The organism is Streptomyces griseochromogenes (assembly GCF_001542625.1).
GTDB classification, from domain to species: Bacteria; Actinomycetota; Actinomycetes; order Streptomycetales; family Streptomycetaceae; genus Streptomyces; species Streptomyces griseochromogenes.
This window is the reverse complement of record NZ_CP016279.1, coordinates 7922008-7934416: the sequence shown is the minus strand read 5'-3', so window position 1 is coordinate 7934416 and position 12409 is coordinate 7922008. Positions and strand designations below refer to the sequence as shown.

Genomic DNA, 12409 nt, shown 5'->3' with positions numbered 1-12409 from the left:
CGGGGTAACAGAACCCGTTCCCAGCCGTTGGCACCACACCCAGGACAAGGCAGTATCACCCTGTGGCCGATCTCATCACCGTTGAGGATCCCGACGACCCGCGCCTTCGCGACTACACGGGCCTGACCGACGTCGAACTGCGCCGCAAGCGCGAGCCGGCCGAAGGCCTGTTCATCGCCGAGGGCGAGAAGGTCATCAGAAGGGCCAAGGAAGCCGGCTACGAGATGCGCTCCATGCTGCTCTCGGCCAAGTGGATCGACGTCATGCGCGACGTCATCGACGAACTCCCGGCCCCCGTGTACGCCGTGAGCCCGGAACTCGCCGAGCAGGTCACCGGCTACCACGTGCACCGCGGCGCCCTCGCCTCCATGCAGCGCAAGCCGCTGCCGACGGCGGCGGAACTGCTGCGCTCGGCCCGCCGGGTGGTGGTCATGGAGTCGGTCAACGACCACACCAACATCGGCGCGATCTTCCGTTCCGCGGCCGCCCTCGGCATGGACGCGGTGCTGCTGTCGCCCGACTGCGCCGACCCGCTGTACCGGCGCAGCGTCAAGGTCTCCATGGGCGCGGTGTTCTCCGTGCCGTACGCCCGTCTGGAGACCTGGCCCAAGGGGCTGGAGTCGGTTCGCGAGGCCGGCTTCACGCTGCTCGCGCTCACCCCGGACGAGAAGGCCAGGACCCTCGACGAAGCCGCTCCGCACCGGATGGACCGGGTGGCGCTGATGCTCGGCGCCGAGGGCGACGGCCTGTCCACCCAGGCCCTGGTCGCCGCCGACGAATGGGTCCGCATCCCGATGGCCCACGGCGTCGACTCCCTGAACGTGGGCGCGGCGGCCGCGGTGGCGTTCTACGCGGTGGCCTCGGGCCGGCCGCAGTCCTGAGCCGGGCCCGGGAGGTCAGTTCCCGGAGTCGGACGAGTGGAAGGCCGAGTCGTACCGCTGTGACATCAGCTTGCCCTCGTCCAGCGGTGTGAAGCCCGGCTGTACGTGCTCCTGCCCCGGGCCGTCGTCGCCCAGCCCGCGCGCCGGACCCTGACAGCCCTGTGCCACCGCGATGCCGAGCGCGACCAGCAGCGTCACCACCACGAAGACGAACAGCCGCTGACGCAGCAGCCGGGGATTGGCCGGCCGCCGCTTGGTCCTGGTCGCCTGCGGCGCCGGACGCCCGCCGCCGCCCCGCGCGAGGGGGCGGTTCCCGCCGCCCGGGCGCGCGCCGCCGTCGCGCGGGACCGGCGTCGGGCGGGCCGAGCCCGGCCGGGAGGCGACGCCCCCGGTGCGCGAGGAGCCGGTGCCCCGCGAGGGGGCGCCGCCCCGGGCGGACACGCCGGGGCGCGGCACGGGGGTGCCGGGGGAGGTCCGCCGCTGGGTACGGTGCTGCTCGGAGTAGGTGTCCGCGAGCCGGCCGGTGGGCCGGTCGGCCTCGGCGGCGCGCGGTGCGGGCGGCCGTACGTCGGCCAGACCCTGTGCCTCGCGCGCGGCGATCTCCTTGAGCCGCAGTGACAGCTGGAGGGTGCTCGGGCGGTCGTCGGGGTCCTTGGCCAGGCAGGCCCGCACGAGCGGGGCGAGGGCGTCCGGCACGCCGTACAGCTGCGGCTCCTCGTGCACCACCCGGTACAGCATCACCTCGGAACTGCCGTGTCCGAAGGGCGAGTCACCGGTCGAGGCATAGGCCAGGGTCGCGCCGAGGGAGAAGACGTCCGTGGCGGGCGTGACGGCCGCGCCGCGGACCTGCTCCGGGGCGAGGAAGCCGGGGGAGCCGACCGCCGTGCCGACGTGGGTGAGCGTGGAGGCACCGGTGGCCCAGGCGATACCGAAGTCGATGATCCGCGGCCCCTTGGGGGACAGCAGGATGTTGGACGGCTTGAGGTCCCGGTGGACGACACCTGCCTCGTGCACGGCGACGAGCCCCTCGGACAGGGCCGCGCCGACGGCCGCCGTCTCGGCCGCGCTCAGCGCTCCCTCGTCGGCGACCTTGTCGTGCAGCGAGGGACCCGGCACGTACTGCGTGGCGAACCAGGGCCGCTCGGCCTCCAGGTCCGCCGCCACCAGCCGGGCGGTGCATCCGCCCTTGATGCGCCGGGCGGCCGAGACCTCGCGGGCGAACCGCGACCGGAATTCCTGATCCTCCGCCAGATCGGGGCGGATCACCTTCAGCGCGACCCGCTGCCCCTTCTTGTCGGAGCCGAGGTAGACCACTCCCATCCCGCCCGCGCCGAGCCGTCGGTGAAGCCTGAACGAGCCGACGACGCGCGGGTCCTCGCGCCTCAGGCGCATCATCGCCATGTTCATCCCCGCTGCCCGGTCCCTGTGACGTGGCACAGCTTACGTTTCCACAGCCGCCTGCGCGCAGAGGCCGCGCCCTCTCGGGCGGATGGATTGTGCGGGCCGGAAGCACGAGGTGAAACGTGGTCAGGAAGCCGGTCCCTGCGGTGCCCTTGGGGCTCGCGTGATTCCAACGCGCCACCAGGACACGGAGGTTGGACCGGGGCCCGATGGTCCTGCGCGGAGCCCCGGCACCGTCCGGAGGGTGCCACGTACGGCCGAGTGCCCGGCGGCCGGGGCCTGCCGCCGGGTGGCCGTGGCACGCCACCCGGGCCCGGTCGAAGTGATCGATGTCACTCGCCGAGCCCCGTCGGGTGCCCGGGACGCGGCGCGACCCCGCTGTCCGACATGAGGGACACGGCGGGCGCCCCCTCCGGGAAGACCCCTACACCCGGGGCCGCGTCTCCACCCAGGGGAGTACTCCCCAGGTCATGGCCTCATCCTCCGGGAGGCCCGCGATTCGGTACGAAGGCATGACGTCCGCCGGGCGCCGCGCGCCTAGATTTGAGGTCAAGCGGCGGGTGCAGCACTCGTCCCCCGAGGTCAGACACCCGCCGCTGCCAACGACAACCGAAACGGTCAGGAGAGGGACCATGGCCCACACGGCACCGCGGCGCACAGCGTTCCGCCCCCGCCGTACGGGCCGTCGCCACCCCGTGGTGGCGACGCTCATGGCCCTTCCTCTGGCGGCCCTGCTCCTGCTCGTCTTCGACGGCTGGGAGACGGTGGCCACACAAGCGTCGTCCGTGGGTGCGATGCTGGGGCGCTGAGCGGCGACCCCAGGCCCGGAAGAGCGGTCCGGGCGGGGACATCCATCCATGAAACCCCGTGGGGACGGGGGTGCGGCGGACGGCACGAATGCCGGCGCAGCTGGGGAGCTGCGCCGGCATTGCGCCGTTTGCGGGGCGTTGTCGGTGGCGGGTGCGATGCTGGCCTCGACGACCGGCCCGTACTGATCAGGGGGAAACCGATGACCGGCGAACGCACGGACACCGGCTCGGCCTCGTCCGGCGCCGAGGCGGTCCGGCGCGCCACCGTCCTCGGTGGGTACCGGCGCCGCCGCCACTCCCGCGCGTGCCACCCGCGCACGAGCCCGCCGCCGCTCGACCACGACCCCTGCACGGGCGGCTTCGACCGGCTGTGGGCCGAGAGCGCCCACCGATCCCGGATCGAGAACCGTCCGTGGCCCGCGATCAGGGGCGAAGACCCGTCCGAGCCGGAATCACAGCCGAGCGGTCACCCGTGCCACTGCGCGCCGTCCGAGGTGTCCGCATGAGCGCGCCGTCCGAGGTCCTCACGGCCCTGACCGCAAGAGCCAGGGCCACCGCCCACCCCGGCACCGGCCCGGCCTCCTGCTCCTGCGGCACCGCGCCCCTCGCCGACCGCTCCGACGCCACCGTGGTCCGGCACGCCGACACCGTCGCGAAGGCCCACGCCCCGGGCACCGACCCCGCGGGGCTGGCCCACCGCCTTGCCGTGGCGGCCCGTCTCCCCGACGTCCTTCTGCCGCCGCTCACCCTCGCCCCGGCCCCCCTGCACGACCGCCTGGTGACCTTCTGGCCGTACGGCGCCCCCGTGGACCCGGACGAACCGGACGCCGCCCCCTGGGAAGCCGCCGCCACACTGCTCGCCCGGCTGCACCGCACGGCCCCGCCCGGCCCGCTGCCCCCGATGCGCGGCCCCGCCAAGGCGGCCCACGCCCTCACCCGGCTGCGTACGGCCCTGGGCGCCACGTCCCATCCGGCCGCGGACCCGGTCCTGCGGGCCTGGCGCGCCCTGCCCGCCTGGGCCCGCGCCGAGGCACCGATGCCCGGTACCCCGGCCCTCTGCCACGGCGACCTGCACCTCGGCCAGCTCGTCCGCCACCCGGCGCCGGACGGGCCCTGGCGGCTGATCGACGTGGACGACCTCGGCACGGGCGTCCCGGCCTGGGACCTGGCCCGCCCCGCCGCCTGGTACGCCTGCGGGCTCCTGCCGCCCGGGGAGTGGACCCGTTTCCTGACCGCCTACCGCCTGGCCGGCGGCCCCGCGGTACCGGCCGACGGTGATCCCTGGCCCGCGCTGGACGTCCCCGCCCGCGCTGTCACCGCGCAGACCGCGGCCCGCGCGCTCACCAAGGCGCTCGCGGCGGACCGCCCGCTGGACGAGGTGGAGCAGGCCCTGGTGGACGCCTGTGCCCGAATGACTCCGGTACCCCATCAGTTGACGCGGGAATTCCCGGGTTAGGGTGCAACCGACCGGGACCGCACGGAGTCTGTCCTGGGGAAACACGAAGCAGGACCTACCGGCGAGGAGTTGAGCCGAGCATGCAGTGTCCGAAGTGCCATGCGCCCATGCACACCTACAACCGCAACGGCGTCCAGATCGAGCAGTGCAGCGGCTGTCGCGGCATCTTCCTCGACTACGGCGAGCTGGAGGCGCTGACCCAGCTGGAGGCCCAGTGGTCCAAGCCCGTCCCGCCGGCGCCGCCCGTCGCTCCGCAGGCGTACCCGGCGCCGCCCGCTCCCGCCTGGGGCGCCCCGCACGGCGGCCACCACGGCGGCCACGGCCACCACGGTCACCATGGCCAGCACCACAAGAGCTGGGCCCACATGCTCTTCTCAAGCTGAGCACGCGAAGAAGCCCCCGACCGTACGAGACGGCCGGGGGCTCCGGAACGCGTGGACGATACTGGGATTGAACCAGTGACCTCTTCCGTGTCAGGGAAGCGCTCTCCCGCTGAGCTAATCGTCCTCGGGACTGCGACCCGAAGGTCACAGGCTGTGCGTGCGCGATACTGGGATTGAACCAGTGACCTCTTCCGTGTCAGGGAAGCGCTCTCCCGCTGAGCTAATCGCGCGGGTGGGGATCTTCGAGAAGCCCCGTGGATCTTGCGAGAAGATCCAGTGGACGATACTGGGATTGAACCAGTGACCTCTTCCGTGTCAGGGAAGCGCTCTCCCGCTGAGCTAATCGTCCTTGGAGGTGGAGACGGGATTTGAACCCGTGTAGACGGCTTTGCAGGCCGTTGCCTCGCCTCTCGGCCACTCCACCAGGAGTGTAGGGGATCGGGAAGACCCCTTCTTCCTTCGAGCGGACGACGAGGCTCGAACTCGCGACCTCAACCTTGGCAAGGTTGCGCTCTACCAACTGAGCTACGTCCGCCTGTCGTTTCGGTCCGCTTCCGCGTCCCGGCGACGTGTTGAACTCTAGCGGATTCCCGGGCCAGCACAAAAACGCGTTTGCGCAGCGTGCTGCGTTGCACCCGATGGAGGACGTGGTCAGGCCCCCGAGGGGACATGCACGGGTCACCTTTCGGACACCCGCCCTAGACTCGACCACGTGCTTCACCTCCCGTCTCGGCTCCCTCCCCTGGCCCGCTTCGGCGATCGTCTCGCCACGGGCCTCCTCGACGTCACCAGCGATCCCGCCGCCCTGGACTCCGCCGGCTTCTGGGCCGTCTGCGCGGACTTCGAGGGCAGGCTGACCTGCGCCCGCTTCGCGGACGTACGCGAGGAGCGGGTGCCCGCCCCGGTGCCGGGCCGCTGGCACGGCCCGGCGGCGCAGGAGTGGACCACCTCCCTGGACCGCGCCGCGTACACGGCGGCCGTGGGCCGAATACGCGAGCACATCGCGGCCGGCGAGGTCTACCAGGCCAACCTCTGCCGGGTGCTCAGCGCGCCCGTCGCCGCGGACGCCGACGTGGACGCCCTGACCGCCGTGCTGGCCCGCGGCAACCCGGCGCCGTACGCGGGCACGATCCGCCTGCCGGAGCACGGCGTGGAGATCGCCACCGCCTCGCCCGAACTCTTCCTGCGCCGGGACGGCCGGACCGTCGAGTCCGGCCCCATCAAGGGCACCGGCCGCACCGAGGCGGACCTCCTGGAGAAGGACTACGCCGAGAACGTGATGATCGTGGACCTGGTCCGCAACGACGTCGGGCGGGTCTGCGCCACCGGCAGCGTGACCGTCCCCGATCTGTGCGCCGTGGAGAAGCACCCCGGCCTGGTCCATCTGGTGTCCACGGTCCGCGGCGAGCTGCGCGACGGCACCGGCTGGTCCGACCTGCTCACCGCCGCCTTCCCGCCCGGCTCGGTCACCGGCGCCCCCAAGTCGAGTGCCCTGAGGATCATCGAGGCCCTGGAGACCGCGCCGCGCGGGCCGTACTGCGGCGGCATCGGCTGGGTCGACGCCGACCGGGGCGTGGGCGAGCTGGCCGTGGGCATCCGCACCTTCTGGATCGACCGGTCCAGCGAGGGCACGGCGGCACTGCGCTTCGGCACCGGCGCCGGCATCACCTGGGGATCCGATCCCGAGGGGGAGTGGCGGGAGACCGAACTGAAGGCGTCCCGGCTGCTCGCGGTAGCGTCGGGGGCGTACGAGGAAGGCGGGGCGGGCGGCGCCGCACCCGACGAAGGGGCTCTCACATGAAGATCTGGCTGGACGGCGCGCTGCAGGACGTCGAGTCCGCCCGCGTCTCCGTCTTCGACCACGGGCTGACCGTCGGCGACGGCATCTTCGAGACGGTGAAGGCCGTCGACGGCCGGCCCTTCGCGCTCACCCGCCACCTGGACCGGCTGACCCGCTCGGCCCGGGGCCTCGGCCTGCCCGACCCCGACCACGACGAGGTCCGCCGGGCCTGCGCGGCCGTCCTGGAGGCCAACCCGATGCCGCTGGGCCGGCTGCGGATCACCTACACCGGCGGCCACGGCCCCCTCGGCTCCGACCGCGGCGACCACGGCCCGACCCTGGTGGTCGCACTCGGCGGGACCACACGCCGCCCCGACACCACCGCCGTGATCACCGTGCCCTGGACCCGCAACGAGCGGGGCGCGCTCACCGGCCTGAAGACCACCTCGTACGCCGAGAACGTCGTCGCCCTCGCCCGCGCCCACCAACACGGCGCCTCCGAGGCGCTGTTCGGCAACACGGTCGGACAGCTCTGCGAGGGCACCGGGTCGAACGTCTTCGTCGTCCTGGACGGCGAGATCCACACCCCGCCGGTCGCCTCCGGCTGCCTCCCCGGCATCACCCGCGCCCTGGCCGTCGAGTGGACCGGCGCCAAGGAGACCGACCTGCCGCTGGACGTGCTGGAGCGGGCCGAGGAGGTCTTCCTCACCTCGACCCTGCGCGACGTGCAGGCCGTGCACCGGGTCGACGACCGGGAGCTGCCCGGTACCCCGGGCCCGGTGACCGCGAAGGCGATGCGGATCTTCGACGAGCGGTCCGGCGAGGACCTGGACCCCTGACAGACACGGAAAATTCTGCTGCCCCGGGGCTCCGGAGCGGGTAGAACACCGGTGATGACGACGACCCTGCGGCCGTCCGAGCCGCTTCAGCGCACGGCCGACGGGACGCGTTCACGCCGCTACCAGGTGTGCGTGAACAGCCGTCCTGTCGGCTCCATACACCTCGGCACCGTGCCCGCCTTCGGCGGAGCCGCCCTGGCCGAGATCCTGGACCTGCGCATCGACGAGCCGGACCGCCGCCGCGGCCGCGGCACGGTGGCCGCGCTCGCCGCCGAGGAGGTGGCGCGGGGCTGGGGGTGCCGGCAGATCGAGACGGACGTCCCCGCGGGCGCCGAGTCCGCGCTGCGGCTCTTCGAGGCGCTCGGCTACGCCCACCGCAGCCGCCGCATGTGCAAGCGGCTCGGCGACGTCCCGCCCGAGCTGCCCGCCGGCAGCCTGGCGCGCCCCATGACCGAGGCGGAGTTCGGGGCGTGGCTCGCGCACGAGTCGGAGGCCTACGCACGCCTCTGGACCGAGCGGGGCGTGCCCGAGGCCGAGGCGTACGCCAAGGCGCGCCACGACCACGAGACCCTTCTGCCGCACGGGCTCGCCACCGAGAACATGATGTTCAGCGTGGTCGAGCACGAGGGCGTGCGGGTGGGCACGCTGTGGTTGGCCCTGCAGGACGACCGGGCCTACGTCTTCGACGTCGAGGCCGAGGGTGCCCACCGCGGACGAGGTCACGGCCGCACGCTCATGCTCCTGGCGGAGGCGCAGGCGATCGCCGCCGGCCGCCGCCTCCTCGGCCTCAACGTGTTCGCCGGCAACACCCCGGCCGAGCGGCTGTACGAGTCGCTCGGCTACGAGACGGCGCGGTACAGCCTGTACAAGGACCTCCTGTAGCGGCCGGTCAGGCCTCGTCCCCGGCCAGCAGCCGGTCCGCGATCTCCTCGATGCGCTCGCGCAGCCCCTCCTGGCTCTTGCCGCCGTCGAGGCGCTCGCCGCCGATGACATAGGTCGGCGTGCCGGTCACGCCGATCGCCTTGCCCTCGGCCTGGTCCGCGTCGACGATCAGGATGTGCCGGCCGTCGATCAGCGCAGTGTCGAACTCCTCGGCGTCCAGGCCGAGTTCACGGGCGACCTCGACCAGGAAGGGTTCCCCCTCACGGTCCAGCTCCTCGACCCGGCCCAGCACCGCCTCCACGTACGGCCAGCCCTTGCCCTGCTCCAGAGCCTCCTCGGCGGCCTGTGCGGCGGCGAAGGCGTGCTTGTGCTTCTCCAGCGGGAAGTGCCGCAGCCGCACGTCCAGCCGGTCGCCGTAGCGGTCGCGCAGGGCACGGAGGTCGTCCAGGGTGCTGCGGCAGTCGGGGCACTGGAGTTCGCACCAGACGTCGAGGACCAGGGTTTCGGCGCGGGCGGGGGAGGAGTCGCTCATGGGCCCAGTCTTCCAGGCCGGGCGCGAGCGCCCCAATCGGAGCCGTACGGCCACGGCCCCTGGTGGGGGCAGATCCGGGGGACCGGCACCTCAGGAGGAGGAGACCCGGAGATCTCCCTGATCTCGGGCCGGAGCGTGGCATCGCGAGGACCGGGAGGGGCAGGATGGAAGGGACACGGCGCGCTCTGCCCGCGCGCCCTGCTCCGTTCGACCGCCCGAGCCCGCCTGGAGGACCGGATGATTGCCGAGACCGTCTGCTCCGCCGTGTCCGCGGCGGGCCTGGGTATCGCGGTGGTCACCGCCTACCGCAAGCGTTTCCTCGCCGCCGCGCGCATCGCGGCGTACTCCCTCGTGCCGGTCGGCCTGGTGATGACCGGTGTCGTCGGCTGGCTCGCCGACACCGCGTTCAGTCCCACGGCCTGGGCGGGCTTCGGGGTGCTGGGCGGTGCCTGGCTGCTGTTCGCGGGCACGCGCGCCATCGAACGGCGGCGCGGCGGCACGCGCGCCGAGCGCAAAGCGGCCCGTGGCGGTCAGAGCGGCGCCGCGGTGGCCCCGACCGCCTCGGCACCCTCGCTCGGCGCCGGGTCGCCCCCTGCCGCGCGGCCCGCGGCCGCCCCGCGCGCCGGCTCCGGCGAGGACTTCAGCGACATCGAGGCCATCCTCAAGAAGCACGGCATATGACCTGAAACCGTTCACAAGCGGAAGCAAGTCGAACGGGCCGGTGGGGAAAACGGTGAACTACCGCACTCGGTGGGTGTGTTGATCGCCAACGGGGCATGTCCTGGGCCATCATCACCGCGAGATGCTGGACACGAGACAGAGCGAGGCCGCGCCGCCGAAGGACGAGCCGCGCGGATGCCTCTTCGCCCTTTCCCAGCCACCGCTGATGATCTTCCTGGCGGTGATCGGGTGTCTGCTCCTCATGGCTGCGCTGCACGATCTGCTGTTGCTGTGAGCCGTACACGCCCGTCCCCGGCGCCACCCGCCGGGGCCGGCGTCGCCCGCCCGGGCACGCGCCCGCCGATCAGCCCGCCGCCTCCTTGCGGCGCGCCCGGTAGGCGGCCACATGCAGCCGGTTTCCGCAGGTGCGGCTGTCGCAGTAGCGGCGCGAGCGGTTGCGGGAAAGATCCACGAAGGCGCGTCGGCAGTCCGGTGCCTCGCAGCGCCTGAGCCGCTCCTGTTCCCCGGCCACCACGAAGAAGGCGAGCGCCATGCCGCAGTCGGCGGCGAGGTGGTCGGCCACGGAGGCGCCGGGGGCGAAGTAGTGCACATGCCAGTCGTAGCCGTCGTGGTCCGTCAGGCGCGGCGTGGTGCCGGCCGCCGCGACCAGCTCGTTGATCATCCCCGCCGCCGACCGGGCGTCCGGGGCCGCGAAGATCCCCGCGAACCGGCCGCGGACCTTGCGCACCGCCGACAGATCGAACTCAGACAGCACTCCGACATCGCTGATTTTGTGGTTTCGCACGAAATCGGCGAGGGCCGCGATGTCCGGCAGTCCGTCCGCCGCCGCGTTGTCCTCCGGCACGGTGTTCACCAGATCCACCACGGTGTCGAGGGCGCACCGGGTGTCGTGGGTGATCAGCACGTTTCGCTCCCTGGCCTGGGGGGTCGGGCGGGTGCCCGCCGATGCTGGCCGATGGTAGCGACAACCGCGCCCGCCGCACCGGGTTCCCGCCCCACCGACGACGATCGCCGGTGGCACGACCCCGTGTCCAGGGCGGCCCCGAAACCCTTACGGGCGGTTGGCGGGCAGGCACGGGCCGACGCCGCCCCGTGAACACTCACGGTGACGGCGCCGGTCTGTGCCGTATGCGGTTGTCTTGGCCCGAGCCGTCTCCCCGAGTGGACGGCGCCGGGCGGCTTCGAGTGGCGGCCTAGCTCTCCGCCAGGATGTGCGAGAGCTCCTGATCCAGATCGAAGTGCCGGTGTTCCGTACCGGGTGGCACGGCGGCGTCGGTTCGCTTCAGGAAGGACTCCAGGGCCCGCGCCGGGGCCTCGAGCAGGGCCTCCCCCTCCGGGGAGCTGAGGGCGATGCACACGACGCCCTGGCCATGACTGCGGGATGGCCAGACGCGGACGTCGCCGGTTCCGGTGGGCCGGTGAAGCCCCTCGGCGAGGAGGTCGCGGGCGAACACCCACTCGACGGTCTCCTCGGCTCCGGTGTGGAAGGTGGCGTGCACGGCGTAGGGGTCGGCCGTGTCGTACCGCAGGCCTGCGGGGACAGGCAGGGAGGACTCGCTCGACACAACGAGGCGCAGGTGCAGCTCGCAGCTGACCGTGGTGTTCATAAGCGCCAGGGCCTTTCGCTCAGTGTGCGCTCGGGGATTCGCACGTCGGCGAAATCGACATGCCACCTACGGTGCCGTTGTAAACCCCTCTGAGGGTTTTGCGTGTGTTTACGTAACTCTTCCGGCCGAGAACTTGTCCAAGATCTACGGCCATTCCGGTGACCTGATTCACTCGGGTAGGGTTTGACTGTATGAATACGGGGAGTGACGACCAGGGTGAGGTCGCCGTGACGGCGGACGATGCGAAGACGGGCGCGAAGCGGTCCGAGCAGGGGCTCGGTTCCCGTGCGCCGGAATTCGTCAAGGCTCGCCGCGCCCTGCATCTGAGCTGGCAGGTCGGGGTCTTCGTGGTAGGCCTCGCAGTCGTCGTCGCGGGCGTGATCATGCTGCCGTTGCCCGGCCCGGGCTGGGTCGTGATCTTCGCGGGCATGGCGATCTGGGCGACCGAGTTCGTCTGGGCCCAGCTCGTGCTGCGCTGGACCAAACGCAAGGTCACCGAGGCGGCCCAGCGGGCCCTCGATCCCAGGGTGCGGCGCCGGAACATCACCCTGACGGCGGTCGGCCTGGTGATCGTGGGGACGCTGGTCGGGACCTACCTGTGGAAGTTCGGCATCGTGATGCCGTGGAAGATCAACGATCAGTGACAGGTCCGCGGGACAAGGGCGCACGCCAACTCGCCCCCTGGTCGGAGGCACCCCCTGACATGGGGTAATGTTCTTCCTGCGCCCGGGCGATTAGCTCAGTGGGAGAGCGCTTCGTTCACACCGAAGAGGTCACTGGTTCGAACCCAGTATCGCCCACCCGGAACGACGGCCCATCCGCGATCAGCGGATGGGCCGTCGTCGTACGTGCACGTGCGAGATGCGTCACATGTGCCGACGCATCAGCCGGTCGTGTGTCCCGGGCCGCACCCGTGGCATCGCCGGGCACGTTCTGTCACCGCGAGGCGCCGCCCGAGCCCCCGGGTGCCGTTCTTCCGCCGGCGCTCCTCGTCCCTCCGGTCCTCCGGCGCGCCTCCACCCTCCGCCCCCCGGCGCCGACGGACCGGTTCCTCCTCCGTCTGCGTGTTGCCGGATCGGCAACAAACCGTGCGGGAGCCGCACCGTCCGCTCCATGATCGACGTTGCCGGGAGCGCAACGGGCGCGAGCGCCGCGGCC

General features: G+C 72.4%; 15 protein-coding genes and 6 tRNA genes. 12 read left to right on the top strand and 9 right to left on the bottom strand.

Features of this window, described 5'->3' with window-relative positions; translation table 11 throughout:
• Positions 1-62 precede the first annotated feature (62 nt).
• Complete coding sequence (locus AVL59_RS34280) at positions 63-881, top strand: TrmH family RNA methyltransferase (protein WP_067312535.1); 819 nt, start codon at positions 63-65, stop codon at positions 879-881.
• Positions 882-896: 15 nt separating this feature from the next.
• Here AVL59_RS34280 and AVL59_RS34275 read toward each other — a convergent pair whose 3' ends face one another.
• Entirely contained in the window at positions 897-2288 is a 1392-nt protein-coding gene (locus tag AVL59_RS34275) for a serine/threonine-protein kinase (RefSeq protein WP_067312534.1), read from the bottom strand.
• A 626-nt stretch (positions 2289-2914) separates the two neighbouring features.
• Between AVL59_RS34275 and AVL59_RS53345 the strand changes: the two genes are divergently transcribed.
• From AVL59_RS53345 to AVL59_RS34260, 4 genes are all read left to right on the top strand, one after another.
• On the top strand, positions 2915-3091 hold the full coding sequence (locus AVL59_RS53345) for a hypothetical protein (RefSeq protein WP_099053168.1): 177 nt from the start codon (positions 2915-2917) through the stop codon (positions 3089-3091).
• Between the two features lie 200 nt (positions 3092-3291).
• On the top strand, positions 3292-3597 hold the full coding sequence (locus tag AVL59_RS34270; RefSeq protein ID WP_067312532.1) for a hypothetical protein: 306 nt from the start codon (positions 3292-3294) through the stop codon (positions 3595-3597).
• A complete protein-coding gene (locus AVL59_RS34265; protein WP_067312530.1) occupies positions 3594-4547 on the top strand; it encodes a phosphotransferase family protein in 954 nt (317 codons plus the stop codon). The genes AVL59_RS34270 and AVL59_RS34265 overlap by 4 nt, the downstream gene beginning before the upstream one ends.
• 80 nt (positions 4548-4627) lie before the next feature.
• Complete coding sequence (locus tag AVL59_RS34260; RefSeq protein ID WP_079147150.1) at positions 4628-4930, top strand: TFIIB-type zinc ribbon-containing protein; 303 nt, start codon at positions 4628-4630, stop codon at positions 4928-4930.
• Between the two features lie 52 nt (positions 4931-4982).
• Here AVL59_RS34260 and AVL59_RS34255 read toward each other — a convergent pair.
• From AVL59_RS34255 to AVL59_RS34235, 5 genes are all read right to left on the bottom strand, one after another.
• Positions 4983-5054: transfer RNA gene (locus tag AVL59_RS34255), tRNA-Val, on the bottom strand.
• Between the two features lie 34 nt (positions 5055-5088).
• A tRNA-Val gene (locus AVL59_RS34250) sits at positions 5089-5160 on the bottom strand.
• Between the two features lie 47 nt (positions 5161-5207).
• Positions 5208-5279: transfer RNA gene (locus AVL59_RS34245), tRNA-Val, on the bottom strand.
• Position 5280: 1 nt separating this feature from the next.
• Positions 5281-5354, bottom strand: a tRNA-Cys gene (locus AVL59_RS34240).
• Positions 5355-5392: 38 nt separating this feature from the next.
• Positions 5393-5465: transfer RNA gene (locus AVL59_RS34235), tRNA-Gly, on the bottom strand.
• Positions 5466-5642: 177 nt separating this feature from the next.
• Here AVL59_RS34235 and AVL59_RS34230 point away from each other — a divergent pair.
• The 3 genes from AVL59_RS34230 to AVL59_RS34220 are packed head-to-tail and all read left to right on the top strand — an operon-like array spanning position 5643 to position 8431.
• Positions 5643-6731: a chorismate-binding protein gene (locus tag AVL59_RS34230; RefSeq protein ID WP_067312527.1), complete on the top strand. Its 1089-nt coding sequence runs from the start codon at positions 5643-5645 to the stop codon at positions 6729-6731.
• Entirely contained in the window at positions 6728-7549 is an 822-nt protein-coding gene (locus AVL59_RS34225; RefSeq protein ID WP_067312525.1) for an aminotransferase class IV, read from the top strand. Before AVL59_RS34230 ends, AVL59_RS34225 begins: the two co-directional genes overlap by 4 nt.
• A gap of 54 nt (positions 7550-7603) precedes the next feature.
• Positions 7604-8431, top strand: coding sequence for a GNAT family N-acetyltransferase (locus tag AVL59_RS34220; protein ID WP_067312523.1), 828 nt, complete (start codon positions 7604-7606; stop codon positions 8429-8431).
• Between the two features lie 7 nt (positions 8432-8438).
• Here the strand turns inward: AVL59_RS34220 and AVL59_RS34215 are convergent, their stop codons facing one another.
• Positions 8439-8963 (bottom strand): DsbA family protein, encoded by a 525-nt coding sequence (locus tag AVL59_RS34215; protein WP_067312521.1) that lies wholly within the window; start codon positions 8961-8963, stop codon positions 8439-8441.
• Positions 8964-9200: 237 nt separating this feature from the next.
• On the opposite strand from AVL59_RS34215, the gene AVL59_RS34210 reads away from it, so the two are divergent.
• A complete protein-coding gene (locus AVL59_RS34210) occupies positions 9201-9644 on the top strand; it encodes a hypothetical protein (RefSeq protein ID WP_067312519.1) in 444 nt (147 codons plus the stop codon).
• A gap of 121 nt (positions 9645-9765) precedes the next feature.
• Positions 9766-9918: a hypothetical protein gene (locus AVL59_RS53340; protein ID WP_165289388.1), complete on the top strand. Its 153-nt coding sequence runs from the start codon at positions 9766-9768 to the stop codon at positions 9916-9918.
• A gap of 69 nt (positions 9919-9987) precedes the next feature.
• On the opposite strand, the gene AVL59_RS34205 is transcribed toward AVL59_RS53340, so the two are convergent.
• Both AVL59_RS34205 and AVL59_RS34200 read right to left on the bottom strand, forming a co-directional pair.
• Positions 9988-10548, bottom strand: coding sequence for a CGNR zinc finger domain-containing protein (locus AVL59_RS34205; protein WP_067312518.1), 561 nt, complete (start codon positions 10546-10548; stop codon positions 9988-9990).
• Positions 10549-10837: 289 nt separating this feature from the next.
• Positions 10838-11251, bottom strand: coding sequence for an SsgA family sporulation/cell division regulator (locus AVL59_RS34200; protein WP_004002642.1), 414 nt, complete (start codon positions 11249-11251; stop codon positions 10838-10840).
• Positions 11252-11442: 191 nt separating this feature from the next.
• Between AVL59_RS34200 and AVL59_RS34195 the strand changes: the two genes are divergently transcribed.
• Both AVL59_RS34195 and AVL59_RS34190 read left to right on the top strand, forming a co-directional pair.
• On the top strand, positions 11443-11895 hold the full coding sequence (locus tag AVL59_RS34195) for a TIGR02611 family protein (protein ID WP_067312516.1): 453 nt from the start codon (positions 11443-11445) through the stop codon (positions 11893-11895).
• Between the two features lie 84 nt (positions 11896-11979).
• Positions 11980-12051, top strand: a tRNA-Val gene (locus AVL59_RS34190).
• Positions 12052-12409 lie beyond the last annotated feature (358 nt).